The sequence below is a fragment of the Streptomyces sp. NPDC001480 genome (assembly GCF_042894725.1).
Taxonomy (GTDB): Bacteria; Actinomycetota; Actinomycetes; order Streptomycetales; family Streptomycetaceae; genus Streptomyces.
Map to the genome: position 1 here is coordinate 1 of NZ_JBIAVX010000018.1, position 26,674 is coordinate 26,674.

The 26,674-nt window shown below is 72.4% G+C and carries 27 protein-coding genes and 2 pseudogenes; 15 read left to right on the forward strand and 14 right to left on the reverse strand.

Going from position 1 to position 26,674, the window contains the following annotated elements; genetic code table 11:
• Both ACFY01_RS35965 and ACFY01_RS35970 read right to left on the reverse strand, forming a co-directional pair.
• Positions 1–1,205, reverse strand: a 1,205-nt coding sequence (locus ACFY01_RS35965) for a maltotransferase domain-containing protein (protein ID WP_390739963.1), incomplete at its 3' end; no start/stop codon positions are given.
• Between the two features lie 74 nt (positions 1,206–1,279).
• On the reverse strand, positions 1,280–1,579 hold the full coding sequence (locus ACFY01_RS35970; RefSeq protein ID WP_390739964.1) for a DUF5133 domain-containing protein: 300 nt from the start codon (positions 1,577–1,579) through the stop codon (positions 1,280–1,282).
• 300 nt (positions 1,580–1,879) lie between these two features.
• On the opposite strand from ACFY01_RS35970, the gene ACFY01_RS35975 reads away from it, so the two are divergent.
• Together ACFY01_RS35975 and glgX are read left to right on the forward strand one after the other, a co-directional pair.
• Complete coding sequence (locus tag ACFY01_RS35975) at positions 1,880–2,383, forward strand: pep a2 (protein ID WP_390739965.1); 504 nt, start codon at positions 1,880–1,882, stop codon at positions 2,381–2,383.
• Positions 2,380–4,527, forward strand: coding sequence for a glycogen debranching protein GlgX (glgX, locus tag ACFY01_RS35980; protein ID WP_390739966.1), 2,148 nt, complete (start codon positions 2,380–2,382; stop codon positions 4,525–4,527). The genes ACFY01_RS35975 and glgX overlap by 4 nt, the downstream gene beginning before the upstream one ends.
• Before the next feature lie 31 nt (positions 4,528–4,558).
• Here glgX and ACFY01_RS35985 read toward each other — a convergent pair whose 3' ends face one another.
• The gene (locus tag ACFY01_RS35985; protein WP_390739967.1) at positions 4,559–5,383 is read right to left on the reverse strand and encodes a VOC family protein; all 825 of its coding nucleotides are present in this window, start codon (positions 5,381–5,383) and stop codon (positions 4,559–4,561) included.
• Positions 5,384–5,582: 199 nt separating this feature from the next.
• On the opposite strand from ACFY01_RS35985, the gene ACFY01_RS35990 reads away from it, so the two are divergent.
• Positions 5,583–5,915 (forward strand): ANTAR domain-containing protein, encoded by a 333-nt coding sequence (locus ACFY01_RS35990; RefSeq protein ID WP_390739968.1) that lies wholly within the window; start codon positions 5,583–5,585, stop codon positions 5,913–5,915.
• Between the two features lie 4 nt (positions 5,916–5,919).
• On the opposite strand, the gene ACFY01_RS35995 is transcribed toward ACFY01_RS35990, so the two are convergent.
• Complete coding sequence (locus ACFY01_RS35995; protein WP_390739969.1) at positions 5,920–6,717, reverse strand: RNA polymerase sigma factor SigF; 798 nt, start codon at positions 6,715–6,717, stop codon at positions 5,920–5,922.
• A gap of 225 nt (positions 6,718–6,942) precedes the next feature.
• Here ACFY01_RS35995 and ACFY01_RS36000 point away from each other — a divergent pair, with 225 nt between their 5' ends.
• The 4 genes and pseudogenes from ACFY01_RS36000 (at position 6,943) to ACFY01_RS36015 (ending at position 8,858) form a co-directional block, all read left to right on the forward strand.
• Positions 6,943–7,356 (forward strand): MarR family winged helix-turn-helix transcriptional regulator, encoded by a 414-nt coding sequence (locus ACFY01_RS36000; protein ID WP_390740144.1) that lies wholly within the window; start codon positions 6,943–6,945, stop codon positions 7,354–7,356.
• Positions 7,353–7,965 (forward strand): annotated as a pseudogene (locus ACFY01_RS36005) (ATP-binding cassette domain-containing protein); the annotation flags it as partial. The gene ACFY01_RS36000 and the pseudogene ACFY01_RS36005, both read left to right, overlap by 4 nt.
• Positions 7,959–8,135 (forward strand): annotated as a pseudogene (locus ACFY01_RS36010) (multidrug ABC transporter permease); the annotation flags it as partial. The pseudogenes ACFY01_RS36005 and ACFY01_RS36010, both read left to right, overlap by 7 nt.
• Positions 8,136–8,324: 189 nt before the next feature.
• On the forward strand, positions 8,325–8,858 hold the full coding sequence (locus ACFY01_RS36015; protein ID WP_390739970.1) for a hypothetical protein: 534 nt from the start codon (positions 8,325–8,327) through the stop codon (positions 8,856–8,858).
• Between the two features lie 9 nt (positions 8,859–8,867).
• Here ACFY01_RS36015 and hemC read toward each other — a convergent pair whose 3' ends face one another.
• The 5 genes from hemC to ACFY01_RS36040 all read right to left on the reverse strand — a co-directional run bounded on the left by hemC (position 8,868) and on the right by ACFY01_RS36040 (position 14,283).
• On the reverse strand, positions 8,868–9,803 hold the full coding sequence (hemC, locus tag ACFY01_RS36020; protein ID WP_390739971.1) for a hydroxymethylbilane synthase: 936 nt from the start codon (positions 9,801–9,803) through the stop codon (positions 8,868–8,870).
• Positions 9,804–9,859: 56 nt separating this feature from the next.
• On the reverse strand, positions 9,860–10,495 hold the full coding sequence (locus ACFY01_RS36025) for a hypothetical protein (protein ID WP_390739972.1): 636 nt from the start codon (positions 10,493–10,495) through the stop codon (positions 9,860–9,862).
• Positions 10,496–10,551: 56 nt separating this feature from the next.
• Positions 10,552–11,328, reverse strand: a complete 777-nt coding sequence (locus ACFY01_RS36030) for an NPP1 family protein (protein ID WP_390739973.1) — start codon at positions 11,326–11,328, stop codon at positions 10,552–10,554.
• Between the two features lie 175 nt (positions 11,329–11,503).
• Entirely contained in the window at positions 11,504–12,484 is a 981-nt protein-coding gene (locus tag ACFY01_RS36035) for an ATP-dependent DNA ligase (protein ID WP_390740145.1), read from the reverse strand.
• Between the two features lie 320 nt (positions 12,485–12,804).
• The gene (locus ACFY01_RS36040; RefSeq protein ID WP_390739974.1) at positions 12,805–14,283 is read right to left on the reverse strand and encodes an MFS transporter; all 1,479 of its coding nucleotides are present in this window, start codon (positions 14,281–14,283) and stop codon (positions 12,805–12,807) included.
• Positions 14,284–14,492: 209 nt separating this feature from the next.
• On the opposite strand from ACFY01_RS36040, the gene ACFY01_RS36045 reads away from it, so the two are divergent.
• Positions 14,493–15,143: a TetR/AcrR family transcriptional regulator gene (locus tag ACFY01_RS36045; protein ID WP_390739975.1), complete on the forward strand. Its 651-nt coding sequence runs from the start codon at positions 14,493–14,495 to the stop codon at positions 15,141–15,143.
• A 10-nt stretch (positions 15,144–15,153) separates the two neighbouring features.
• Here ACFY01_RS36045 and ACFY01_RS36050 read toward each other — a convergent pair whose 3' ends face one another.
• Positions 15,154–16,197 carry a zinc-binding dehydrogenase gene (locus ACFY01_RS36050; RefSeq protein WP_390739976.1) on the reverse strand — a complete coding sequence of 348 codons (1,044 nt, stop codon included), beginning with the start codon at positions 16,195–16,197 and terminating at the stop codon, positions 15,154–15,156.
• A 241-nt stretch (positions 16,198–16,438) separates the two neighbouring features.
• Positions 16,439–17,251, reverse strand: a complete 813-nt coding sequence (locus tag ACFY01_RS36055) for a DMT family transporter (protein WP_390740146.1) — start codon at positions 17,249–17,251, stop codon at positions 16,439–16,441.
• 179 nt (positions 17,252–17,430) lie between these two features.
• On the opposite strand from ACFY01_RS36055, the gene ACFY01_RS36060 reads away from it, so the two are divergent.
• The 7 genes from ACFY01_RS36060 (at position 17,431) to ACFY01_RS36090 (ending at position 24,111) form a co-directional block, all read left to right on the forward strand.
• Positions 17,431–18,288 carry a LysR family transcriptional regulator gene (locus ACFY01_RS36060; RefSeq protein WP_390739977.1) on the forward strand — a complete coding sequence of 286 codons (858 nt, stop codon included), beginning with the start codon at positions 17,431–17,433 and terminating at the stop codon, positions 18,286–18,288.
• Between the two features lie 110 nt (positions 18,289–18,398).
• Positions 18,399–19,049, forward strand: a complete 651-nt coding sequence (locus tag ACFY01_RS36065) for a GntR family transcriptional regulator (RefSeq protein ID WP_390739978.1) — start codon at positions 18,399–18,401, stop codon at positions 19,047–19,049.
• 59 nt (positions 19,050–19,108) lie between these two features.
• Positions 19,109–19,861, forward strand: coding sequence for a PIG-L deacetylase family protein (locus ACFY01_RS36070; protein WP_390739979.1), 753 nt, complete (start codon positions 19,109–19,111; stop codon positions 19,859–19,861).
• Positions 19,858–20,577 carry a 4-carboxy-4-hydroxy-2-oxoadipate aldolase/oxaloacetate decarboxylase gene (locus tag ACFY01_RS36075; RefSeq protein ID WP_390739980.1) on the forward strand — a complete coding sequence of 240 codons (720 nt, stop codon included), beginning with the start codon at positions 19,858–19,860 and terminating at the stop codon, positions 20,575–20,577. The genes ACFY01_RS36070 and ACFY01_RS36075 overlap by 4 nt, the downstream gene beginning before the upstream one ends.
• Positions 20,578–20,600: 23 nt before the next feature.
• Positions 20,601–21,707 carry a 4-oxalomesaconate tautomerase gene (locus ACFY01_RS36080; RefSeq protein WP_390740147.1) on the forward strand — a complete coding sequence of 369 codons (1,107 nt, stop codon included), beginning with the start codon at positions 20,601–20,603 and terminating at the stop codon, positions 21,705–21,707.
• Positions 21,688–22,638, forward strand: a complete 951-nt coding sequence (locus tag ACFY01_RS36085) for a catechol 2,3-dioxygenase (RefSeq protein WP_390739981.1) — start codon at positions 21,688–21,690, stop codon at positions 22,636–22,638. Before ACFY01_RS36080 ends, ACFY01_RS36085 begins: the two co-directional genes overlap by 20 nt.
• 147 nt (positions 22,639–22,785) lie before the next feature.
• Complete coding sequence (locus ACFY01_RS36090; protein ID WP_390739982.1) at positions 22,786–24,111, forward strand: MFS transporter; 1,326 nt, start codon at positions 22,786–22,788, stop codon at positions 24,109–24,111.
• 17 nt (positions 24,112–24,128) lie between these two features.
• On the opposite strand, the gene ACFY01_RS36095 is transcribed toward ACFY01_RS36090, so the two are convergent.
• The 3 genes from ACFY01_RS36095 to ACFY01_RS36105 all read right to left on the reverse strand — a co-directional run bounded on the left by ACFY01_RS36095 (position 24,129) and on the right by ACFY01_RS36105 (position 26,626).
• Positions 24,129–24,896, reverse strand: coding sequence for a DUF2690 domain-containing protein (locus ACFY01_RS36095; protein WP_390739983.1), 768 nt, complete (start codon positions 24,894–24,896; stop codon positions 24,129–24,131).
• Positions 24,897–25,102: 206 nt separating this feature from the next.
• Entirely contained in the window at positions 25,103–25,543 is a 441-nt protein-coding gene (locus tag ACFY01_RS36100) for an SH3 domain-containing protein (protein WP_390739984.1), read from the reverse strand.
• 129 nt (positions 25,544–25,672) lie between these two features.
• Positions 25,673–26,626 (reverse strand): alpha/beta hydrolase fold domain-containing protein, encoded by a 954-nt coding sequence (locus ACFY01_RS36105; protein ID WP_390739985.1) that lies wholly within the window; start codon positions 26,624–26,626, stop codon positions 25,673–25,675.
• Positions 26,627–26,674 lie beyond the last annotated feature (48 nt).

The window sequence follows — 26,674 nt, forward strand, 5'->3', positions numbered from 1 at the left end:
CGGTTGATCTCGGCGATGACGCGTTCCCAGAACACGACCGGTTTGGTGTGGGGGTTGTCCACGCGGAAGATCCGCACGCCGTGGGACATCCAGTGCTTCAGGACGCGGACGGTCTCGGTGATCAGGCCGTCCATGTCGGTGTCGAAGGCGATGGGGTAGATGTCCTGGTACTTCTTCGGGGGGTTCTCGGCGTAGGCGATGGTGCCGTCGGGGCGGTGGTGGAACCACTCGGGGTGTTTGTGGACCCAGGGGTGGTCGGGGGAGCACTGGAGGGCGAAGTCCAGGGCGATCTCCAGGCCCAGGCTCGCGGCTTTTCGCACGAAGTGGTCGAAGTCGTCGAGGGTGCCGAGGTCGGGGTGGACGGTGTCGTGGCCGCCTTCGGGGGAGCCGATGGCCCAGGGGACGCCGACGTCGTCGGGTCCGGCGGTGAGGGTGTTGTTGCGGCCTTTGCGGTAGGTGTGGCCGATGGGGTGGATCGGGGGGAGGTAGACGACGTCGAAGCCCATGGCGGCGATGGCGTCCAGACGGCGGGCGGCGGTGCGGAACGTGCCGTGGGGGTGTTCGGGGGTGCCCTCGGAGCGGGGGAAGAACTCGTACCAGGAGCCGTACAGGGCCCGTTCGCGTTCCACCAGCAGCGGCAGGGGTTCGGAGGCGGTGACCAGTTCCCGCAGCGGGTACCGGGCCAGGACCTGGTCCACCTCCGGCGCCAACGCCGCCGCCAGCCGGGACTCCGGGGACAGGGAGTCGTCGCCCAGGGCCCGCGCGGCCGCCAGTACCGCCCCGCGCTCCCGGCCCGCGGGCACCCCGCTCGCGGCTCGGGCGTGCAGTTCGGCGCCCTCCTCGAGCACCAGGCCGGTGTCGATCCCCGCCGGGACCTTGATCCGCGCGTGGTGCCGCCAGGTGGCCACCGGGTCGCTCCAGGCCTCCACCGTGTACGTCCAGCGGCCCGTGGCCCGCGGGGTGACCTCGGCGCCCCACCGGTCGGTGCCCGGGGCGAGTTCACGCATCGGCGTCCAGGGCCCCGGGCGGCCCTCGGGGTCCCGCAGGACCACGTTCGCGCCGACGGCGTCGTGCCCCTCGCGGAAGACGGAGGCGGTGACCTGGAAGGTCTCGCCGGCGACCGCCTTCGCCGGGCGCCTGCCGCACTCCACGGCAGGTTGGACGTCCCGGACCGGGATGCGGCCGATGGTCTCGGTCGAGCTCATGGGTGTCACCTCCGCCGTGCGCGAAGCCGGGCCCGGGGCCCGGCTGTGAATCCGATGGGTGCTGGTGGATCAGGTCAGTACGTTCCCGCCGTCGGTCGCCGGTCGGGCGGGGGAGCCCGTCTGGCCCGGCCCTTCACGAGGGGCCGCCCGGCCTGCTCCTGGAGGTAGACGGCGAGGGTGGTGCGCAGATAGCGCTCGGCGGCGTCCGCGGCCTCCCGGGCGCACCGTTTTCCCATCAGCACGCACAGGGTGTAGCCCGAGTCCTCGAAGGCGGCCCGTACCGTGCGGTCGGAGGGCGAGGCGAGCATCAGGCGTTCCCACGCCCGGTACCGCCGCAACAGGCGGGCCACTTCGGCCTTCGCGGGTAGCAGCATGGCCCCTTCACCTTCCGATGCTCTCGACTGGGCACGCTTCCCGACGGTCGGGTGGCATCCGGGCACGGAGAGGCACGGATCCGTTACGGCGATCGAGGCTTTCACTTATGGTGCACGCGCAGCCACGCAACGTCTTGTTGGCTCTTCAACTACCTCACTGTTCTCTCGTGTTGCACGAATGGCGTAGCGCGCGCACTGTGGATCTGACTCAGAAGCGATCAGCGCTCACACTCCGTGTCCGGCACTGGGCCGGGCGCGGCGAGTACGAGCGAGAGCTTCGCCGGTGAGGAGCAAGCGACGATGAAGACCGCAGTGCCCTGCTACTACCACCTCGACGTGGAAGTCAGCCCCGAACGGGTCGGACAGGTCAGCCGCATCCTGGCCGCCCACCTCCGCTACTGGGACCTCGAGAACCTCGTGGATCCGGTCCGCAGCGGCACCGAGCTGCTGTTGCGGGCGATCGACGAGCACGCGACCGACAAGCACATCTCGATCGAGATGTGGTGGAACGGCCAGCACCTCATCACCGCCGTCGGCGGCGACGACCGCGACCTGCGCCCCGACCAGGACCTGCGCACCTGCCTGGTCCGCATCGCCGCGATGAGCGACGGCTGGGGCTGCTGCGCCACGGCCACCGGCAGCAAGATCATCTGGTTCTCCCGGCGCGCCCGTGCCGGCCAGCGCGTCCCGCTGGTCCCGACGGCCCCCGCGCCCAACCTCATCGAGGGGCTCGACCTGCCCCGCGAACCGCCGGTGACCGCCCTCGCCGCCGCGACGGACGGCGCCCTGGAAGGGGCCCGGTGACCGCGCGGCGATCCCGGAAAGGGGCGCCCGTGTGGAGCGGGCACCCCTACCCGCTCGGCGCCTCCTTCGACGGGCAGGGCACCAACTTCGCCCTGTTCAGCGAGGTGGCCGAGCGGGTCGACCTGATCCTGCTCGACGACTCGGGCACCGAGATGCCCGTTCCGCTCAACGAGGTCGACGGCTTCGTCTGGCACGGCTACCTGCCGGGGATCGGGCCGGGGCAGCGCTACGGCTACCGGGTCCACGGACCCTGGGACCCCGACCTCGGCCACCGGTGCAACCCGGCCAAGCTGCTCCTCGACCCGTACGCGCGGGCCGTCGACGGGCAGATCGACAACCACGCCTCGCTGTACGAACGCGCGCCGAGCGGTCCCTCCCCGGCCGACAGCGCCGGGCACTCCATGATCGGCGTGGTCATAGACCCGTACTTCGACTGGGGCGACGACCGCCCGCCCCGGCGGCCGTACGCCGACTCCGTGATCTACGAGGCGCACGTGCGGGGACTGACCCGCACCCACCCCGACGTCCCGGAGCGGCTGCGCGGCACCTACGCCGGCCTAGCCCACCCCGCGGTCGTGGAGCACCTGACCGGACTGGGCGTGACCGCCATCGAGCTGATGCCGGTGCACCAGTTCGTGCACGACGGCGTGCTCCAGGACCGCGGCCTGTCCAACTACTGGGGCTACAACACCATCGGCTTCTTCGCCCCGCACAACGCATACGCCGCCCAGGGCAGCCGGGGCCAGCAGGTCAACGAGTTCAAGGCGATGGTGAAGGCGTTGCACGAGGCCGGGCTCGAGGTGATCCTCGACGTGGTCTACAACCACACCGCCGAGGGCAACGAGATGGGCCCCACCCTCTCCTTCCGCGGCATCGACAACGCCTCGTACTACCGCCTCGTCGACGGTGACTGGGCGCACTACTACGACACCACCGGCACCGGCAACAGCCTGCTGATGCGGCACCCCTACGTACTCCAGCTGATCATGGACTCGCTGCGGTACTGGGTCACCGAGATGCATGTCGACGGCTTCCGCTTCGACCTCGCGGCCACCCTGGCCCGGCAGTTCCACGAGGTGGACCGGCTGTCGGCGTTCTTCGACCTCATCCAGCAGGACCCGGTGATCAGCCGGGTCAAGCTGATCGCCGAGCCGTGGGACGTCGGCGAGGGCGGCTACCAGGTGGGCAACTTCCCACCGCTGTGGTCGGAGTGGAACGGCCCCTACCGGGACGCCGTACGGGACTTCTGGCGGGCCGAGCCCGGCTCCCTCGGCGAGTTCGCCTCCCGGCTGACCGGCTCCGCGGACCTGTACGGGCACAGCCGGCGCCGGCCGCGCGCCAGCGTCAACTTCGTCACCGCGCACGACGGTTTCACCCTGCGCGACCTCGTGTCGTACAACGACAAGCACAACGAGGCCAACGGCGAGGACAACCAGGACGGCGAGAGCGTCAACCGGTCCTGGAACTGCGGGGTGGAGGGCGAGACGGACGACCCCGCCGTACTGGAGCTGCGCGCCCGCCAGCAGCGCAACCTCCTGGCCACACTGCTGCTGTCGCAGGGCATCCCGATGCTCTGCCACGGCGACGAACTGGGCCGCACCCAGCGCGGCAACAACAACGCCTACTGCCAGGACGGCGAAGTGTCCTGGGTCGACTGGCGGCTGACGGAGGATCAGCGAACCCTCACGGACTTCACCCGGCACGTCATCGCGCTGCGCACCGCGCATCCCGTACTGCGCCGCCGCCGCTTCTTCCGCGGCGAGACGGCCACCAACTCCGAGCAGCCGCTGCCCGATCTGGTCTGGCTGCGCTCCGACGCGCGCGAGATGACCGACCGGGACTGGCAGCGCGCAGACGCGCACTCGGTCGGCGTCTTCCTCAACGGCGACGCCATCGTCGAACGGGACGCGCACGGGCGCCCGGTGGTCGACGACTCGTTCCTGCTGCTCCTCAACGGCTACTGGGAGCCCGTGCACTTCCGCCTGCCCGACCGGACCTACGGGGAGCGCTGGGCCACGCTGATCGACACCGCCGATCCCGACGGCGTCCCCGACGAACGGGAACGCAAGGCGGGCACCCGCCTGCGGCTGGAACCACGCAGCCTCGTACTGCTGTCCCGCCCGTCCCGCAGCGCGCCCGCGTAGCCGCGCGGCACCCGGAGGTCACCGCTGGAGGTCACCGGTCGGATCGGGCCGTGACCGTGAACTGCGCGCCGTCGGGGTCGCGCAGGATCGCCTCGTCCACGTCCTCCCGCAGCACGCTCCCGCCGTGCTTCTCCGCCGCCCGGGCGCAGGCCGCCACGTCGTCCACGGCGAAGTGGACCTGCCAGTGCGGCCGGACCGTGGGGTCGGGCGCCGCCTCCGCGGCCCCGGAGTCGATGCGCGCCACCACGTCGCCCCGGCTGCGCAGCACGACCTCGCCCCCTTCGTACTCGACCTGGCAGCAACCGGGACGGTCCGAGGAGGCCCAGTCGAGGATCTCACCGTAGAAGATGGCCGAGTCGAAGGCGTTGCGGGTGTGCAACCGGATGAAGGTCGGTGCCGCCTGGCGCCAGACCTCCCAGTTGGAGACGAGCTTGCCCTCCCAGATCCCGAAGGTGGCACCGTCCCGGTCGGCGAGGAGCGCCGCCCGGCCGGGCGGGAAGGACAGCGGGCCGACGGCCACCGTTCCGCCGCGTTCCCGGGCCCGTGACGCGGCCACGTCCGCGTCCGGGACCGCGAAGTAGGGCGTCCACGCCACCGCCATCTGCCACATGGTGGCGACCGCCGCGATCCCCGCGACCGGTACCCCGCCGGCCAGCGCGATGCGGAAGTGGTCGCCCATCCGGACCTCGCGCCACTGCCAGCCCAGGACGGCGCCGTAGAACTCCTGTGTGGCCCGCAGGTCGCGGCTGGTCAGACTCACCCAGCAGGGCGTACCGAAGACGGAGTGCGTGGAGACGACGTGCGTGAGGTTCCGCGGGTCCGTGGTACCGCCGGGGAGGGTGGTGTCGTGATTCATGGCAGTCGCGTCCTGGTCTCGGCGACCGGCAGCCACCGGTCTCCCACCAGTGTCCATCCGGAAGCGGTACGGGCGCCTGCGGAGTACCCCGTCCGCGTGCGCCCAAACGGCTCGGTGGCGCATGGCGGGGCCCGGCACGACGGTGTATTGATGGGCTCACGGCCGGAAGGCGATGCCCTGGGCCGACAGGGAGGCGACCATGACCACGAACGGCCGCCAGGACGAGGCCGACCCCGATCGCGTCCTCGCGTTGCAGGAAGAGGTCCAGCAGCTGAAGGAGGCCGTCACCTCGCACGCCGTCGTGGACCAGGCGATCGGGGTGATGGTCGGGCTGGGGCGGGTCACGCCCGACCAGGGGTGGGTGGTGCTGAAGGAGGTCTCCCAGCACACCAACACCAAGCTGCGCAACGTCGCCGAGCTCGTGCTGATCTGGGGCCGCACGGGTGACATGCCCGCCGACGTCAGGGCCGCGCTGGAGGACGCCCTCGACCGGCTCGGGCCGACCCAGATTCCCGGGACGCCGCCCGCATGACGGATCAGACCATGTCGGTTTCGGCCAGCAACTCCTCCCGCAGGTGCGTGAAGCAGCTGCTGAGCAGCCGGGAGACGTGCATCTGGGAGATGCCGAGCTGCTGTGCGATCCGGCTCTGTGTCATGCCGCGGAAGAACCGCAGGTAGAGGATCATGCGCTCGCGCTCGGGCAGCGCCTGTAGACAGGGTCTGACCGCCGCCCGGTCGACGACCAGGTCGTAGCCGGGCTCGGGCCCGCCCAGGGCGTCTCCCAGCGCGTAACCGTCCGTGCCGGGCATCTCGGCGTCCAGTGACAGCGCCGTGAAACACTCCAGTGCCTCCAGACCGGTCAGCACCTCGTCCTCGGACAGGTGGGCGCGCTCGGCGATCTCGGCGACGGTGGACGCGCGGCCCGGGGTCGTCTGCGCCAGCTCCTTCACGGTGCTCCGCACACGGTTGCGCAGGTCCTGCACCCGGCGCGGCACGTGCAGGGTCCACATGTGGTCACGGAAGTGACGCTTGATCTCGCCGGTGACGGTCGGTACGGCGTACGCCTCGAAGGCACGGCCGCGCGCCGGGTCGAAGTGGTCGACCGCCTTCACCAGGCCCAGCGCCGCCACCTGGTACAGGTCCTCCAGTGACTCGCCGCGGCCCCGGAAGCGCACGGCGATCCGCTCGGCCATGGGGAGCCAGAGCCGGACCAGTTCGTCCCGCAGCGCCTGCCGCTCCGGGCCGTCGGGCAGCACCGCGAGTCGCTCGAACGCCTCGGCGGTGTCCGGGGCGTCGTCGTGCGGGTGGGGTTTCGTCCTGTTGGTGCCACGCATCGCGCGCACCTCCCTCAGCGGATGCCGGGTGGGAAGACACGTTCGCAGTCGGATGTCTCACAATGAATCACCTCAAAGGGTGACATAAACCGATTATCTCCCTTCCTCTCGCTCTTGACCTCCGCTTGAGCGAGATTAGCTCTGTGACAGAGGTAATCTCGCCGTGTGGAATCGGCGGAATCAGCGGAATCGGTGACTTTTCCGGAGGAACTGGCCAACGCCCTGATGGGGGTGCAGCGGCTCATCCGCCGCCGGATGCGCGGCGGACTCACCGGACCGCGGCTGCGCGGCGCCGAAGTGGAACTGCTGCGCCTGGTCGAGGCCCGTCCGGGCATCGGCATCTCGGACGCCGCCAAGGAGCTGTACCTGGCCGGCAACTCGGTGTCGACCCTGGCCAATCAGCTGGTCAGGGACGGATGCCTGCTCCGGGAGACCGATCCGGCCGACCGGCGCGCCGCCCGTCTGCGACTGACCGAGGCGGCCCGCGACCGGCTGAGCGACTGGCAGCGCCGGCGGGCGGCCCTGGTCGGCCGGCACGTGGCCCGGCTCGGCGAAGCAGACCGGGAAGCGCTGCGCGCCGCGCTCCCGGCGCTGCGCAAGCTGGCCGTCACCCTGCACGAGGAGGCCGAGGAATCATGACGCGGGACACCACCGCCGACGCCGTCACCTGTGCCGGGCTCGCCTACGCCTTCGGGGACACCAACGCGGTCTACGGGCTCGACCTGGCGGTGCGCGAGGGCGAGCTTCGGGCTGCTCGGCCCCAACGGCGCGGGAAAGACCACCGCCGTCCGCTGCATCACCACCCTCCTGCCGGTCCCGCCCGGCATGGTCCGGGTCTTCGGCCACGACACCGCCAAGGACCGCATGGCGGTACGCCGGCTGCTCGGCTACGTCCCCCAGCAGCCGTCCGCCGACAGCGGGCTCACCGGGCGCGAGAACGTCGCCCTGCTCGCGCGGGTCTTCGACGTCCCCCGCCGTGAGCGCGCCGACCGGCTCGCGGGCACCTACTTGGGCGGCATGGTCCGCCGCCTGGAACTCGCCCAGGCCCTGGTCAGCGCCCCGCGCCTGCTGATCCTGGACGAGCCCACCATCGGTCTGGACCCGATCGCCCGCACCGGCGTCTGGGAGCACATCAACGCAGTCCGCGCCGCCACCGGCATGACGGTCCTGGTCACCACCCACTACATGGACGAGGCCGACCAGTACTGCGACCGGGTGGGCCTGATGCACCGCGGCCGCGCCCCGGCTGGCTCCAGGCGGTCAGCAAGGTCAACCCGCTCAGCTACCAGGTCGACGCCCTGCGCGGCCTCCTGCTCGGCACGCCCGCGCATCTCGCCGCCGATTTCGGCGTCCTCGCGGTGGCCGCCGCGCTCGGCATCACCGCGGCCTCCTCGACGCTCGGCCGGCTGGCCCGCTGATCTTGCCGAGGACGTGATGTGCGGCACGCACCCTCACCCCCTCGGCGGGCCCGGTGACGGGATTCCTGCTGCGCAACGCTTGATCGTCGATCAAAGCGGGCGAATCCCCTGGCCACAGCGCATTCTGCTCATTTGACAGTGCGCTGAGCCCACAGATAGGAAGCAGGCCTTGAGGTCGAGAGGGGCACTGTGTACGAGCCGAACGTGGTCGGGGACTGGCAGGAGTACGAGGAGCATGCCGGTCTGCGGGTCCGCGTCCACCGTCTGGAGGCGGCGGAGCCACCGCGCGGACGGGACGACGCCGCCGCCGGGCTGACGTACTTCCGTCTCCGGGTGACCGTCGAGAACCGGGGTGACCAGCACTTCCTCGTGCACCTGGAGGACGGCCAGATCGACGTCCGCCTCGGCCCCGACGGCGAGGGCGCCTTCATCGACTGGCGCAACTCCCAGTTCATCGAGGGCTTCGACGTCTACCCGCTGCGCCGCGCCACCGCCGTGCTGTACGCCGCCGGTCCCGAGGCCGCCCTGGCCCAGGTGGACGTCCAGATCCAGCTGCGGGTCGACGAGGAGTGGACCGAGCGCCGGCTGTGGGCGGGCGGCATCGGCGTGCACGAGACCCAGGTCGGCGCCGGCGCCACCACGGGCGCCGGACCGGGCAGCCTGGCCCACCAGGTCAGCGCCTTCCTGCGGGACCAGGGAGAGCCTGGCTCCGCCACCGCCTAGGGCAGGCCCTCAGTGCGGGATGCCGTCGATGATCTCCCGGGCGCCCTGCCGCAGCAGGGACACCGCGACCGAGGTGCCGAGGGTGGCCGGGTCGAGGCGGCCCGCCCACTCGTGGGCGTTCAGCCGGGTCTTGCCGTCCGGGGTGAACACACACGCCCGCAGGGCCAGTTCGCCGCTGGGTTCGACGCGCGCGTACCCGGCGATCGGGCTGTTGCAGTGCCCCTGGAGCACATGCAGGAACATGCGCTCCGCCGTGGCCTCCCGGTGGGTGTCCGGGTCGCCCAGCCCGCTGACCACGTCGATCAGTTCGGTGTCGCCCTCGCGGCACTGAAGCGCGAGGATGCCCGCCCCGATCGGCGGCATCATCGTCTCCGGCGACAGCACCTCGCTGATCACGTCCCGCCGTCCGATCCGCTCCAGACCGGCGACCGCCAGCAGCAGCGCGTCGGCCTCACCTGCCGCGAGCTTCTCCAGACGCCGGTTGTCGTTGCCGCGGAACGGCACGCACTCCAGGTGCGGATGGGAGGTGGCCAGCTGGGCGATCCGGCGCACGGAGGAGGTGCCGACGCGGGTGCCCGGCGGAAGTTCGCCCAGGGTGAGTCCGTCCGGGTGGACGAGCGCGTCACGGATGTCGTCCCGCTTGAGGAACGCGGCGAACACCGTCCCGGCGGGCAGCGGCCGGTCGGCGGGCACGTCCTTGACGCAGTGCACCGCGAGGTCGGCCGCACCGGCCAGCAGCGCGGCGTCCACCTCCTTGGTGAACGCCCCCTTGCCCTCGACCTTCGCCAGGTCGCCGAGCCACTTGTCCCCGGTCGTCTTCACCGGTACGACCTCGGTGCGCACCTCCGGGTGCAGGGCGGCCAGCTCGGCGCGGACCCGCTCCACCTGGGCGAGCGCCATGGGCGAGTCGCGGGAGACGATACGGATGAGTTCCGGGACAGCCATGGGGACACGATAGTGGGTGCGCGGCCCCCTGGGCGCCACCCTTCACCGGGTGACGGTCAGGCTGTAGCGGAACACTTCCTTCGCCTCAGCGCCGAGCCGGTCGTAGAACCGCACGGCGCCCTCGTAGCTCGGACCGTCGGCGCGCCCGGCGTGCCGCACCCGGGCGGCGCCGGTCGACGGGCCTCGCCCGCGAGCGCGTCGAGGCTCCACGAGGTGAGGCGTTCCGGCAGTGGGCCGGTGCCGTCGAGGACGTGCCGGGAGAACGTCTCCCGTTCGTGCGCGAGCACGGCCGCCTCCCACACGCAGGGAGCGAGTCCCGCCCGCCCCGGCCGCAGCAGGTCGGGCCGCTCCACGGGCCCCGTGAAGACGGCCAGGTCGGACATGTAGCCCTCGATCCAGCTGTGCACCAGCACGTAGTCCCCGTCCCCGCCCGCGTGCGCGATCAGGACCGCGAGTCCGAGCGACCCCCGCGCCCTGCCGAGCGCCAGATGGGCCGCGGCGACCTCCAGTGCCGCCTCCGCGTCCCGCTCGGTGACCTTGCGGCCCCGCGCCTGGAGCGCGTAGACCTTCACCAAGTGACCGGCGGCCTCCCGGGGGCCCACGTACCGGACGGTGCGGGCGTGGTGGTCCTCGGCGAGGCCGAGCAGGGCGTCGGCGTCCACCGCCGGGGGCAGTTCCGCGTGAAGATCCATCAAGTCATCATGGGGCTCCGGCCGGAGGGCGTCCACACCGGAGCTCCCCGACTGTCTCAGGCCGCCGGATCGAACGTGATGCCGGACGGCTTGGCCTTGGTCAGGTGCGAGGCGAAGCTGTCGTCCTTCAGCCCGAAGTGGGCGCTGCCGAAGTCGTACGCGCTCAACTTGTCGCGCAGACCCGCCGGGTAGCCGTTCCAGCCGACCAGCGGCGGGTACTGCCAGGTGTGCTTGTGGTTCTCCGGCGGCTCGTCGTTGCCGTTCGCCAGCCGGAAGCAGTGGGTGCTGATGCCGTCCTTGTGGTAGACGACCTTCGGGTGCGTGCCCTCGAAGCGGACCTCGGAGGCCGCGTGCACGGTGAACGAGCCGTGGTTCGAGGTCGACACGTACTGCACCCGGCCGTCTCGCACCCACACCACGACGTGCTCCCAGTCGTTCCGGTGGCCGCCGATGCTGCTGCCCGGCAGGGCCTGGTCCTTCTCGAAGTACAGGCCGTACATGTAGGCGCACCAGCCGTTGTCGCACTTGTAGCGCGAGTAGCTGTTGGTGTTGTCCAGGTCAAAGGCGTCGTGACAGTTGCCGTTGAGCGCGCCCGTCGGTTTCAGACCGCCGTTGACCGTGCCGTCCGGGCCGATGGCGGGCGTCGGGTAACAGCCGTCGGTGTCGTAGTCGAAGGCGGGCTGGTACGTGAGTTCCGCGGTCTCGGCGTTGACGGGCAGCGCCTGGGGCGGGGCCGCGAAGGCGGCGGCGGGGAAGGCGACGACGAGGGCGGCGGCACCGGCCAGTCCGGCGAGCCATCTCCGGCGCCCGATGCGGAACGTACGGGACGACACTGGTCCTCCAACGGGAGTGGGGGGCAAGGCAGTTCAGCATCCACGCCCGCCCTTGCGTTGCCAAGGGGGCATGGGCGTACCGGTGGTGAAGCCGTGCCCAACAGTGACGTGGCGTCGGGCGGTGTCGGACCGGGCCGGACCGGGCCGGACGGGGCCGGTCGGGGGGCGGGCGGGATCAGACCGTGTCGTCGGGCAGGTCCGCCGCCGACTCCTCCGGCGCGAGGTCCGGGCGCAGCCGCAGCCAGGACGGCTGGCGCAGCAGGCCCGCCCGGGTACGGGTGCTGTAGCTGACCTCGCCGACCAGCCGGGGCAGCACCCAGTGCGCGCCGGAGACCGGCGGCACGGGGTCGAAGGGGCACACGCCGGTCTCGGCGGCCCGCAGCAGCAACGCCAGTTCGGCCCGCTCGGCCTCGCTCCAGCCGGTGCCCACCCCGCCCACGTACCGCAGCCGGCCGGCGGCGCGCTGGCCGACCAGCACCGCGCCCGGCAGCCCGGTCAGCCGCCCCTTCCCGGGCAGCCAGCCGCCGACGATGACGTCCTCGCTGCGCATGTTCCGGATCTTGATCCAGGCGCGGGAGCGCACGCCGGGCTCGTACACCGAGTCCAGCCGCTTGCACACCAGGCCCTCGAGCCCGTGCTCACGGGTCGCCCGGAGCGCCTCGGCACCGTGGCCGACGACGGCGGCCGGGGTCGACCAGGACGGCCCCTCGATGCCGAGTTCCTCCAGCCGTACCCGGCGCCGGACGTAGGGGAGGGGGAGCAGAGGGGTGTCCTGAAGGTGCATCACGTCGAACAGCACCAGATGGGCGGGCACCTGTGCCGCGCGGCGGGCCGCCCGGGCCGGTGCGTGGGCGAGGCCCATGCGGCTCTGGAGCAACTGGAAGTCGGCGCGCCCGTGTTCGTCGAGGGCGAGGACCTCGCCGTCCAGGACGGCGGCGGTGGTACCGAGGGCGCTACCGAGCGGCCGGAGTTCGGGATAGGCGGCGGTGATGTCCTCGCCGGAGCGGTTGCGCAGCAGCAGGCTGCCGTCGCCGGGCAGGTAGACCACCACGCGCTGGCCGTCCTGCTTGGTCTCGTAGGCCCACCGGGCGTCCTGTGCGGCGGGCGGCAGCGTGCCGGGCGTGGCGAGCATCGGCGGGATCAGCGGCAGCGTCACGGCGGTCACGGCTGAAGGTGTCGACCGCGCCCGGCCGCCTCACGCGCCTTTCCGGGCCGGTTCCCCTGAACGGCCGGTGCCGCCCCGGGGCCCCGGCCGGGCGCCGACGACGGGCCGGCCCGTCGCGCGGTCCCGTCCGGGAAGTGCGCGATGAGCGCGCTGATGGCGCCGCGGGACAACGGGACCCTCCCCGCCGGCCACGATGCGGACACCGGCCGCGTGCCATCCCGCGACATGACGGCCGGACCGCGCTCCCGCGGGGCCCGGCCGTGCGGGCACCCGGTCCGGCCCGGGGCGCGCGGCCGGGCCCGTGCCGTTCCTCAGGCCACCTCGGCCGTCTCCGCCGGGGGCGTCGCGGACGGGGCGGGTTCCGCGTCCGCCGGGCGGTGCCGGGGCAGGAAGGAGGCGAGGACGAAGGCGAGGACGGCAGCCGAGGCGCCCAGGGCCATGACGACCTTGAAGCCGTTCTGCGAGGGGAGCGCGTGGCCGCCGAGACTGATGGTCATCTGGGCGAGGATCACACCCGCGACCGCGCTGGCCACCGACGTACCGATGGACCGCATCAGGGTGTTGAGGCTGTTGGCCGCGGCCGTCTCGGCCGCCGGCACCGCGCCCATGATCAGCGCCGGCATGGCGCCGTAGGCGAAACCGACGCCCGCGCCGATGACGCAGGACACCAGGATGAGGTGCCAGACCTCGCTCATCAGCAGGATGTTGAGGCCGTATCCGGCGGCCACGATCACGGCACCGCACATCAGCGTCACCTTGGGGCCCTTGGCCTTGGTGATGGCCGCCGAGACGGGCGCGAAGCCCATCATCACCAGACCCTGCGGGGCCAGCACCAGACCGACCGTCAGCATGGACCTGCCCAGGCCGTAGCCGGTCTGCGTGGGCAGCTGGAGCAGCTGCGGGAGCACCAGCGACATCGCGAACATCGAGAAACCGAACGCGATCGAGGCGAGGTTGGTGAACAGCACCTGGCGGCGGACCGTGGTGCGCAGGTCGACCAGCGGCTGCGCGGTCCGCAGCTCGTACCGGCCCCATGCCGACAGGACCACGACGGCGGCGGCGAACAGCCCCAGGGTGGTACCGCTGCCCCAGCCCCAGTCGGCGCCCTTGGAGACGGCCAGCAGCAGGGACACCAGTCCGGCCGCCAGCCCGAGCGCGCCCACGACGTCGAAGCGCCCGCCGGTGCGCACCTGGGACTCCGGTACCAGGGCGAGGACCAGCGCGAGGGAGACGACGCCGAGGGTGGCGGAGGTCCAGAACAGCACGTGCCAGTCGAAGTGATCGGCGATGAAGGCCGCGGCGGGCAGCCCCAGCGCGCCGCCGACGCCCAGCGAGGCGCTCATCAGGGCGGTGGAGCCGGCGAGCCGCTCGGCCGGCAGTTCGTCGCGCATGATGCTGATGCCGAGCGGCACCACGGCCGCGGCCAGGCCTTGCAGCGCACGGCCCGCGATCATCGGGACCAGCGAGTCGCTCAGCGCGCAGACCACCGAGCCGGACACCAGCAGCACCAGGCTGGCCAGCAGCAGCCGGCGCTTGCCGAACATGTCGCCGAGCCGGCCGGCGACCGGCGTGGCCACGGCGGCGCCGAGCAGCGTGGCGGTCACCGCCCAGGCGGCGTTCGACGCCGAGGCGTGGAGGTAGACGGGCAGCTCCGGGACGATCGGGATCACCAGGGTCTGCATCAGCGACACGGTGATGCCCGCCAGAGCCAGTACGGCCACCACGGCGTTGGGCCGGGGTGGGGCGGATCGTCCGGCCGCGGCGGACCGGACGGCGGGGGCGTCGGACATGACAAGGGCCTCCGAATGACTTCGCATATTTAAGTCAGTTGCTTGACTTACGATAAGGGCAGTGAACTCATGGGTGGGTCCGCGGGCCGCCGGAAGCGGGAACGTAGGCTTCCCTGGCTGGACCTCGCCGCCCCGGTCGAGGACCCGGTGACGGCTCGCGGGACTGGCCGCCCCCGGGGGTGTCGCGCAGTCCCGGAGCGGTGGTGGTCATGGCGGGCAGGACGGCGCGGGCGGATCAGGTCGGCGCGACGCGGGAGGCCATCCTGGGCGCGGCGGAGCGGCTGTTCGCCGAACGCGGCGTGTACGCCGTCTCCAACCGCCAGGTCAGCGAGGCCGCCGGCCAGGGCAACAACGCCGCGGTCGGCTACCACTTCGGTACCAAGACCGACCTGGTCCGTGCCGTCGCCCGCCGGCACGCCCAGCGGATCGAGGGGATCCGGGCCCGCGCGGTGGCCGCCACCGGTGACTCCACCGACGTACGGGACTGGGTGGACTGCCTGGTGCGCCCGGTGACCGAGCACCTGGCCGGGCTCGGCAGCCCCACCTGGTACGCCCGGTTCTGCGCCCAGGTGATGACCGACCCCGCGCTGCACGACATCCTCGTCGAGGAGTCCCTCGAGTCGCCGTCGCTGCGCCAGGTCGTCGACGGCCTCCACCGGACCCTGCCCGAGCTGCCCGACGAGGTCCGCGCCGAACGCGGCCTGATGGCCCGCACCCTGATCCTGCACACCTGCGCCGAGCGCGAACGGGCCCTCGCGGACGGCACCCCGACCCCGCGAACCACCTGGAGCGAGGCCGCCACCGGCCTCGCCGACGCGATCGTGGGGATGTGGCTGGCGCCGGTCACCCCGAGCCGGTGACCCGGGCCCACTACGCGTCGAAGGTCACGACGACCTTCTCCGCGGCCCCCGGGGTCAGCGCGAGCTCGAAGGCCCGGTCGGCCTCGGGGAACGGGACACGGTGGCTGATGAGCTGCTCGAAGCGCCCGTGGTGCTCGACGAGTTCGGGGGTGACCTCGAAGATCTCGGTGGGGTAGCCCTGTGAGGCCACGAGGGTCAGCTCGCTGCGCAGCATCCCGCCGAGGTCGAACTCGGACCCCGTCTTCTGCACGGCGACCATGACCAGCTTCGCGCCCCATTTCGCGGACGCCACCACGGTGTTGAAGACGGCCGCGGCGCCGGCCGCGTCGATGTAGATGTCGGTGCCCGGCCGTGGCTGCCCGAGCGCGTTGGCGCTCTCTCCGTGCAGCTCGGTCAGGCGGGCGGTCACGTCCTCCCGTGCCGAGTCGATGACCGCGTCCGCGCCGACGGCCAGCGCCTTGTCGAGCCGTGCGGGGATCACGTCGGCCACCACCACGTGCTCCACCCCGCGCAGCTTCAGCCAGATGGCGGCGCCGAGCCCGATCGGTCCGGCGCCGAAGACCACCACCTTGTCGGCGGGCCCCGCCGCGGAGCGGTTGACGCAGTGCAGGGCCACCGCCATCGGCTCGTTCAGGGCGGCGACGTCGAAGGGCACGGTGTCCGGGAAGACCGCCACGCTTTTGCCGACGACGGCGTTCTCGACGAGCAGGTACTCGCTCATGCCGCCGTACTTCCCGCCGCAGCCGATGATCCCGGTGGGCGCGTCCTGCGGATCGACCACGACCCGGTCACCGGCCTTCAGGCCCGTGACCTCCGCCCCCACCTCGACGACCTCGCCGGCCGGCTCGTGGCCCAGCGCGACGGGCACCGTCTCGCCGCCCAGGTGCGCGCGGGCCGGCATGCCGCCCATGCGCAGGAAGGTGACGTCGGTGCCGCAGATGCCGCAGGCGCGGATCCTGACCAGCGCGTCCTTGGGCCCGGGCACGGGACGCTCGACGTCCACCACCTCGACCTTGCCGACGCCGGCGGTTCTGAGGGACTTCATCGTGGTCATGGGGCGACTCCCTTTCCTGAGGGGTGTCCTCGGGCCGGCGCCGACGGGGGGGGTGACGGCGGCCGGCCCGAGGACCGCGCCCGGCCCCGTCCCCACGGGTCCGGCGCGTCGGGGCCGCCACCGCTCGAAGGCGCCCCGGTTCCGGGTGAGCTTGCTTGAGTTAGGCAAGCACATGTAACTTACTTGAGTCAAGCAAGCTGTTTTGCTCGTGCCCGGACCGGGCGCTTCGAGGCGGAGCGGGTCACTCCCGCGTCGTCACGATGCTCACCGTGTTGGCGGCGACGACCGCTGCGATGCCCGCCCACTCCCAGGCGGCCAGCCCCTGCCCGAGGACGACCCAGCCGACCATGGCCGCGAGCACGGGGTTGACGCTCATGAACAGCCCGAACGTCTGCGCCGGCACATGCCGCAGGGTGAGCAGGTCCGCGAGGTAGGGCACGGCCGAGGAGAGCACCCCGGCGGCGACGGCGCACAGTACGGCGCCCGGCGTCGGCGGGTGCCGAAGGGCGATGGCGATCCCGACGGGCAGGAAGGTGAGCGCGGACAGACCCGCCGCGGCCGCGGGCCCCTGGGTCCCGGGGACGCGCCGGCCGACGACCCGGTTGAGCAGGATGTACGACGCCCAGCAGCAGGCGGCCACCAGGCCGAGCCCCATGCCGAGGTAGTCGGCGGAGGGCCGCGGGCGCATCAGCACGACCACCCCCGCCGTGGCCAGCACCGCGCATCCCGCGTCCAGCCGGCGCCGCGACCCGGCGAGCGCGACGGCCAGCGGGCCGAGGAACTCCAGGGTCACCGCGAGCCCCAGGCCCACTCGGTCGACGGCGCTGTACAGGGTGAGGTTCATGGTGCCGAAGACCCCGGCCAGCAGCAGGACCGGCCACCACTGCGGCCAGGTGAAGCTCCGCACGCGGGGCCGGCCGACGGCCAGCAGGGCCAGCGCCGCGACGTACTGACGCACCGCCACCACACCGAGCGGACCGAGGACGGGGAAGGCCAGCGCGCCGATCGCCGCACCGGTCTGGTTGGACAGACCGCTGCCGAACATGACGGCCACGGCCCTCGGCCGCCGCCCGCCGCGCGCGGGGACCGAGGGGGGCGCGGAGGCCGTGGCGCCCGAGGAGGTCGGGGTCGCCGGAACGCCGGCCGGTTCGAGGACTTGGCTCATGCCCGCATCGTGCGCGGCGCCATCACTTGCGCAAAATGCATGCACCATGCGATCTATACGCTTGGCTCATGGATGACCTGGAGCTCCGGCAACTGCGCTGCCTCGTGGCCATCGTCGACGAGGGCACCTTCACCGACGCGGCGATCGTCCTCGGCGTCTCCCAGGCGGCGGTGTCCCGCACCCTGGCCTCGCTGGAACGGGCCCTGGGGGTGCGGTTGCTGCGGCGCACCTCCCGCGAGGTGACGCCGACGGCCACCGGACTGCGGGTCGTCGCGCAGGCCCGGCGCGTGCTGTCCGACGTGGCCGAGCTGGTCCGTGACGCCACGTCGGGGCACACCCGGCTGCGGATCGGCTACGCCTGGTCGGCGCTGGGCCGTCACACGGTCGCCTTCCAGCGCCGCTGGAACGAGGCCCGTCCCGGCACCGACCTGCACATGGTGCGGGTCAACTCGGCGTCGGCGGGCCTCGCCGAGGGGATCAGCGACCTCGCGGTGGTGCGCAGGCCGCTGGAGGACCGGCGGTTCGACTCCGCCATCGTCGGCCTCGAACGCCGCCTGTGCGCCCTGGCCGCCGACGACCCCCTGGCCCGGCGCCGCTCCGTGCGGCTCGCCGACCTCGCCGGGCGCCGGCTGCTGGTCGACCGCCGGACCGGGACCGCCACCCCGGAACTGTGGCCCCCGGACTCCCGCCCGGCCACCGAGGAGACGCACGACGTCGACGACTGGCTCATCACGATCGCCGCGGGGCGTGGAATCGGCGTGACGGCCGAGTCGACCGCCCACCAGTACCCGCGGCCCGGCGTCGTCTACCGGCCGGTGCGCGACGCCGAGCCCGTCGCGGTCCGCCTGGCCTGGTGGCGGGACGACCCGCACCCCGCCCAGCAGGCGGTGATCGAGCTGCTCACCGAGCTGTACCGCGCGGAATGAGGGGCGGGCGCGAGCCGCTCCGACCATCGCGCGCAATACGGCAGACAAAATTGTTGACAATCTTGTTTGGCTAGATTTAGGTTCGACAGGCACTCATTCAGGGAGGGCACATGCCGAAGGAAGCCGGTCCCACCACCGGAGAGCAGGCCAAACAGCATGCGCTCGCGCAGCTGCGGCAGGCGATCCTGCACGGCGAGATGGCACCGGCGCAGCGGCTGGTGGAGAACGAGCTCGCCGAGCAGTTCGGTGTGACGCGGGCCAGCATCCGGGCGGCGCTGATCGATTTGGAGGCCCAGGGGCTGGTCGAGCGGATCCGCAACCGCGGCTCGCGGGTGCGGGTGGTGACCGTGGAGGAAGCGGTCGCCATCACGGAGTGCCGCATGGTCCTCGAAGGGCTGTGCGCGGCCAAGGCGGCCGTGGCGGCCGGCGACGACCAGCTCGCCGAGCTGACGGAGCTCGGTACGGCCATGACCAAGGCCGTGGCCGGCGGCGAGCCGCTGACCTACTCCGAACTCAACCAGGAACTGCACGCCAAGGTCCGGGAGTTCTCCGGTCAGCGGACGGCCCTGGACCTGCTGGAGCGACTGAACGCCCAACTGGTACGCCACCGCTTCCAGTTGGCACTCCGGCCGGGCCGCCCCCAGCAATCCCTGAACGAGCATCTGGCGATGATCGAAGCGATCACGGCCAGGGACCCGCAGGCGGCCGAAGCGGCCGTCCGTGCCCACCTCACCAGCGTGATCGAGGCGCTGCGCGACTGACGCACCACGCGCCGGACGCGGGGGCGGGCGTCCACCTGTCCAGTCAAGGAGAACCGAGCATGACCCAGGCCAACGCGCCCGCCGCCCCACCGCGGTCCACTCTTGTCGTCACCGCCCACGCGGGGGACTTCGTGTGGCGGGCGGGCGGAGCGATCGCCCTGGCCGCCTCCCGGGGCGAGAAGGTCACCATCGCGTGCCTCACCTTCGGGGAGCGCGGCGAGTCCGCCAAGGCATGGCGCGAGGGCAGGCAGCTGGAGGAGATCAAGGCGATACGCCGTCAGGAGGCGGAACAGGCCGCCGCCACCCTCGGTGCCGAGGTCCGCTTCTTCGACGCCGGCGACTACCCGCTCCTCGCCACCCCGGAACTCACCGACCGACTCGTCGCCGTCTACCGCGAGACGCAGCCCGACGTCGTCCTCACCCACCCCGTCGAGGACCCGTACAACGGCGACCACCCGGCCGCCAACCGCATGGCGCTCCAGGCCCGCGTCCTCGCCCAGGCCATCGGCTACCCGGGCGACGGCGAGATCATCGGCGCCCCGCCGGTCTTCTACTTCGAGCCGCACCAGCCCGAGATGAGCGGCTTCAAGCCCGAGGTGCTGCTCGACATCACGGAGGTGTGGGACACCAAGCGCAAGGCGATGGAGTGCATCGGCGCCCAGCGGCACCTGTGGGACTACTACACCGACCTCGCCGTCCGCCGCGGCGTCCAGCTCAAGCGCAACGCCGGCCCGAACCTGGGCCTGGCCCACGGGACCATGGCCGAGGCGTACATGCGCCCCTACCCGCAGATCGCGAAGGAGCTGGCGTGAGCGGCGTGATCGTCACGGGCCCGCCGAAGGCCGACCCCGAGGACGTAGAGGCGCTGGCCGGCTTCGGCGTGGCCACCGTCAGCGAGGCCATGGGCCGTACCGGTCTGCTCGGGCCGGGGATCCGTCCCGTCCAGCAGGGCGTGCGTGTCGCGGGCACCGCGGTCACCGTGCTCAGCTGGCCCGGCGACAACCTCATGATCCACGCCGCCGTGGAGCAGTGCGGCGAGGGCGACATCCTGGTGGTCACCACCACCTCGCCCTCCACCGACGGCATGTTCGGGGAGCTGTTCGCCACCGCGCTGCGACGGCGGGGCGTGCGCGGCATCGTCATCAACGCCGGCATCCGTGACACGCAGGAGCTGCGGGACATGGGCTTCGCCGCCTGGTCCCGCGCCGTGTCCGCGCAGGGCACCGTGAAGGCCACCGGCGGTTCGGTCAACGTGCCCGTCGCCATCGACGGCCAGGTGATCCGCCCCGGCGACGTGATCCTCGCCGACGACGACGGCGTGGTGGTCGTGCCCCGCGAGCAGGCCCGCCGGGCCGCCGAGGCCGCCGCGGCCCGCGAGGACAAGGAGGCGGCGTCCCGCGCCGCCTTCCTCGACGGCCAACTCGGCCTGGACCGCTACGGGTTGCGGGAGAAGCTCGTGGAGCTGGGCGTCACGTACCAGAGCTACGACGAGTACGCGGAGTACGCGCCGGACGGAGCCGGGGCGTGACGGCCCCCTCGGAGGTGCGCTGCATGCTGATGCGCGGCGGTACCTCCAAGGGCGCCTACTTCCTGGCCGAGGACCTCCCCACGGACCCCGCCGAGCGCGACGACCTGCTGCTGCGCGTCATGGGCAGCCCCGACCCGCGCCAGATCGACGGCCTGGGCGGGGCCCACCCGCTGACCAGCAAGGTGGCCGTGGTCTCCGCGTCGGACGACGCCGAGGTGGACGTCGACTACCTCTTCCTCCAAGTGGCCGTGGGCCGCCGCGAGGTGACCGATCGTCAGAACTGCGGCAACATCCTCGCCGGTGTCGGCCCCTTCGCCGTCGAACGGGGGCTGGTGGCCCCCGGTGACGGCGAGACGTCCGTACGGATCCGGATGCTCAACACCGGGGAACGGGCGCTCGCCACCTTCCCCACCCCGGACGGGCGCGTCGACTACACCGGCGACGCCGCGATATCCGGGGTGCCCGGGACGGCCGCGCCCGTGGTGATCGGGTTCCCGGCCGGGCACAGCCCGCTGCTGCCCACCGGCAACGTCCGCGACAGCGTGGCGGGGACGGAGGTGACCTGCGTGGACAACGGGATGCCGACCGTGCTGATCCCCGCCTCCGCGCTGGCGGTCACCGGGTACGAGGAGCCCAGGGACCTGGAGGAGGACCTCACCCTCGCCGACCGCCTGCGCGAGATCCGGCTGGCGGCCGGCAAGCTGATGGGCCTCGGCGACGTCGAGGACACCACCGTCCCCAAGCTCACCCTGCTCGCCCCGCCCCGGCACGGCGGCGCGGTCACCACCCGCACCTTCATCCCGGTGCGCTGCCACACCTCCATCGGCGTGCTGGGCGCCGCGAGCGTGGCCGCGGGCCTGCGACTGCCCGGGGGAGTGGGGGAGGACATCGCGGAACTCCCCGAGCGGGGGGACCGGATCCGCATCGAGCATCCCACCGGCTTCCTGGACATCGACGCCGCCGTCGACCCCGGCTCCGACGCCTCCCCGCCGGCGGCCCGCCGCACCGCCGTCGTCCGTACCGCACGAAAGATCTTCGACGGCACCGTCTTCCCCCGGCCCGCCGCGACCGCCCCCGCTCCCACCCCCGCACGCCCCCTAGGAGGCAACGATGGCCCCGCCTCTCGGTGACATCGCCCATGTCGGCCACGCCCAGCTGTTCACCCCGGACCTGGACGCCAGTGTCGCCTTCTTCACCGACTTCCTCGGCCTGACGGTGAACGGGCGGCACGGCGACACCGTCTACCTGCGTACCTTCGACGACTACGAGCACCACAGCCTGGTGCTGACCGCCCGCGAGCGGCCCGGCCTCGGCCGGCTCGCCCTGCGCACCTCCAGCGAGCAAGCCCTCCGCCGCCGGGTCGAGGCGGTCGAGGAGGCAGGCGGCTCCGGCCACTGGGTGGAGGACGAACCGGGCCTCGGCAAGCTGTACGTGACCACCGACCCGGACGGCCACGAACACGCCCTCTACTGGGAGAGCGAGCACTACCGGGCCCCCGAGGAGCTGAGGCCCGCGCTGAAGAACCAGCCGCAGGCCAAGCCCAACCGCGGTGTGGGCGTGCGCCGCCTGGACCACGTCAACTTCCTCGCCGCGGACGTGCTCGCCAACGCCGAGTTCCAGGAACACGTGCTGGGCGCCCGGCCCACCGAGCAGATCCGGCTCGACTCCGGGAAGATCGCGGCGCGCTGGCTGACCTTCACGAACAAGTCGTACGACGTCGTCTACACCTCCGACCGGACCGGCTCCACCGGCCGGCTGCACCACATCGCGTTCGCCACCGACACCCGCGAGGACGTCCTGCGCGCCGCCGACCTGGCCATCGACAACGGGGTGTTCATCGAGACGGGGCCGCACAAGCACGCCATCCAGCAGACGTTCTTCCTGTACGTCTACGAGCCGGGCGGCAACCGCATCGAGCTGTGCAACCCGCTCACCCGTCTGGTGCTGGCGCCGGACTGGCCGCTGATCACCTGGACCGAGGCCGAGCGGGCCAAGGGGCAGGCGTGGGGGCTGAAGACCATCGAGTCCTTCCACACCCACGGAACACCACCGGTCGGCTGATCTCCGGTCGCAGGGGGACGGGGGGCCTGACTTGTCGCTGAGATTGTTAACAAAAGCGTTGACACTTCCTCGCCGGGTGCTTAGCGTCTTCCGCACCGCCTCAGAGATCCCCTCCAGGCAACGCTCCTGGACGAGAGGAAAACGACGATGTCCTCCTCCCCCTCCCTGCCCGCTCGCGGCAGCAGACTGGCCGCGCTGGTCGTCGGTCTGTGCTGGCTGGCCGTTCTCTTCGACGGCCTCGACATGTTCATCTACGGCTCGGTGCTGCCCCACATGCTGGCGAGCAAGGCCCTCGGGATCACCCCGGACCAGGCCGGCGACCTCGGCAGCTACGCCACGTTCGGCATGCTGGTGGGCGCCCTGACGGCGGGCACGGTCGCCGACCGCATCGGCCGCAAGAAGCTGATGATCGCCTGTGTCACGCTCTTCTCGCTGGCCTCCGGCGTCTGCGCCCTCTCCGGCTCCGTCACGGTCTTCGGCCTCGGCCGGACCCTGGCCGGCGTGGGCCTCGGCGGACTGCTGCCGACGGCGATCAGCATGGTCACCGACTACGCCAGGGGCGGCCGCGGCGCTCTCACCATCGGAGCGCTGATGACCGCCCACCACGCCGGCGGCATCCTCTCCGCCTACGTGGCCAAGTGGCTGGTGGAGCCGGTCGGCTGGCGCTCCGCCTTCTGGGTCTGCGTCCTGCCGCTGTTCTTCGCCCCCGTGCTCGCCAAGGCCCTGCCGGAGTCGCTGAGCTTCCTGGTCGCCAAGGGGCGTACCGAGGAGGCCCGCGCACTGGCCGAGCGCTACGAGACCGAGCTGCCCGGCGCCCCCGGGACGAAGTCGGCCGCCGACCGCTGGGACGCGCTGCTAGCCCTCTTCCGGGGCGGCGAGTGGCTCCAGACCCTGCTGTACTGGCTGGCCTCCTTCGGTGGACTGCTGCTCGTCTACGGCGTCGCCACCTGGCTGCCCACCCTGATGCGCGGCGAGGGCTACAACCTCGGCTCCGCGCTCACCTTCGTGGTCCTGTTCAACCTCGGCGGCATCGTGGGCATGCTGGTCGCGGGCCGCGCCTCGGACGCCTTCGGCGCGCCGCGCGTCTCCGCGATCTGGTTCGCGCTCACCGCGGCCGGTGTCTTCCTGCTCAGCGTCCACATGCCGCTGGGCGTGACCTACCTGGTCGTCTTCCTCACCGGTGTGTTCCTCAACAGCGCCCAGGCGATGATCTACGCGACGGTCTCCGTCCGCTCCACCCCGGACAACCGCGCCACCGCGGTCGGCTGGACCTCCGGCATGGGCCGCTTCGGCGCCGTCTTCGGCCCGTGGCTCGGTGGCCAGTTGCTCGCCGCGAACAAGGGCGACTGGGGCTTCACCGCCTTCGCGCTGGCAGGCGTCTCCTCGACGGTGTTCATAGGCGTCGCCGCCCTGCGTTCGGCCCGGCGGCCGGAGCGCAGCGGCGCCCCGCGGGAACTGCTCACCACCGGCTGACCCCCGCCGGGTGCGGTTCAGCCCTGGGCCGGCGGCTCCACGTCCCATCCCGTGCAGGCCAGTTCCTCGTCCACCTCCGCGCACGCTTCCACGCCCCGGGGTGACGGCACGGGAATCATGGGGCTGGTGTAGCCGGCCGTGTCCTCGGCCGGATAGGCCGCCGAGAGCACGTCCTGGCCCGCGCGCACGGAGACCTCCCGGGCGCGCGGGGAGCGCACCCGCACCTCCGACCAGGCCGTGCCGCAGGCCGGTGAGTAGCGCAACCGGACGTCGTAGGCACTGCCGGTGACCCGGCTCCGCGTCTGCGCGTCGCGTGCGCAGGCCGACGCGTCGGGCAACTCGCCCTGGCAGGAACGCCCGTGACAGCGGGGCGCCGCCATCACCTCCTGCGTACGCGTACCGGACGCATCGTGCCGGCCGAGGAGGACGAACATGGCGGCGACCACGGCGGTCACTCCCAGCAGTACCAGCGCCGGCAGGGGCGGGCGCCGCCACCGGGGGAGTGGCCGGGCGTTTCCCGTGGCGGGCGGCGCGCTCGCAGGCTCGTCGGTGGCCTCCCACAGGGCCAGTAAGGGGCCGGGATCGACGCCCGCGAGGCGGGCGAGCGCCTCCACGGCCGAACGGGGCGGCCGTTTGCCGCCGGTCAGATAGCGGTGCCAGGCGGACTTGCTGTACGGCGTGCGGGCGGCCAGCGCGGCCAGGCTCAGCCCCGTACGGTCCTTCAGCTCACGCAGTCCGACCACCAGCGGCTCGTCCGGTGTGGTCGGTCCTTGGGGGTGCCGCATGGTGCGTCCCTCGACTTCATATCCGCTATGGGCGTTTCACCCTTGATGTCGCGATGACTTCCCGAGGACGAGGCGACGCAAAGCCCGGCAAGGTATGAGGACGGTGAGGCGAGGGAGGGCAAGGGGGACATGCCAAAGGCCTGTTCGAGAAGGGGGCGGTTCCCGAACAGGCCTCGGCGGTCAGGACGTACGGCGGTCCGGAGCCGTCAGCACCACGGCACGGCCGCGCCGGCCCACACGTAGCGGGCGGAGACGTACCCCTTGTGATGGGCGAGCCGGTACCACAGGTGGTCGCCGAACACCCCCGAGCCGTAGCACTTGCAGGTCAGGGAGACGAGCCGGTGGTGGTGCCGGTGGCCCACCACGCGGTAGCCGGTGCCCGGCCCGGAGCGGACGTTCAGCACGAGGCGGCGTGTGGCCACGCGTCCCGCCACATGGTGCCGGGCGTGGTGGACACGGTGGGTGGTGTGGTGCCGCACCGGGAGGTGCCGGGCGGGGAGCAGGGAGGGCAGGGTGTGCTGAGCGGTGGCGGCGGGCACGGGCTGCGGGGCGGTCGCGCCCGCCGGGGCGGCGCCTGCCGCCGTGGGCAGGAACGCGAGTACCGCGACCGCGGCCAGCAGGCCGCTCCGCACGGTCCGTCGGATCATGGAAACCTCCGGCTGTCGTTCTCGTGACCACGAAGCGTGATCACGACAGCCAGCGTTTCCGTGACGGCCCGTCACAATGCCGTCCCCGCTTCCCGCGGGACACCGGGGACGTCCCCGGGACGCGGGCCCTCAGTCCACCCGGTCCCCGGCGCCCACCGCCTGCCGCAGGTGACGGGTGATGAGGGCGTAGACCTCCCGGGCCCTCTCGTCGTCCTGACCGTCGTACCCGTGGTCGGCCCCGGCCACGTCGTGGAACGCGGTCAGCGCGCCCGCCGCCCGCAACCGCTCGGCATAGCGCGCCCCCTCCGCCTGGAGGAGGTCGTACTCGGCCGTGATCACCAGGGCCGGGGCGATGCCCGTCAGGTCGGCGGTGTCGGACGGATGCGCGGGTGAGACCAGCGGGTCGGCGCGCCGCTTCGGGTCCGGGACGTACGACGTGTCGAAGACGTCGGCCATCCACGGCCGCAGCATCGGCCGCGGCCCGGCGGCGCGTTTGTCGCGGGCGCCGGTCGCCAGGTCGAGCGGGGGGTAGTGCAGTACCTGGAGGGCGATTTCGGGGCCGCCCTCCTCGAGGGCCTGCCGGGCCACCGCCGCCGCGAGCCCGCCGCCGGCGCTCTGGCCGCCCACGGTGAGCCGCGTACCGTCCCAGCCTTGTTCCGCGCCGTGCGAGGCGATCCAGCGGACGGCCTCGAAGGCCTGCCGCGGCGGTTCCGGGAAGGGGTGCTGTGGGGCGACGACGTAGTCCAGGTTGACCACGACCACCCCGGCCCGCGCGGCGAGGAAGCGGCACAGCGGGTCGTCGATCTCGGTGAGGTCCATGACGTAGCCGCCGCCGTGGAGATTCACGTGCACCGGGGGCGGCGGCCCGTCGGCGGCGGCCTCGGGCAGGTAGACCGTCGCGCGGGCCGGGGCGACGGTCGTGGGGATGGTCAACTCGCGGGTGCGGCGAGGGTGTTCCGGGAACCGGGCGTGCCAGGAGGCGTCGGAGCCGGCGCCGCTCGCGCGTCGGCTCGCCAGCCGGGAGAGGGTCTGCATCGTCCTGGCGGCGAGCTGGGCCACCGCCGGGCGGGCAAGGAGGGACATACGACTCCCACAGCCAGTAATTTACTTGAGTTACGCAACGATATGGTA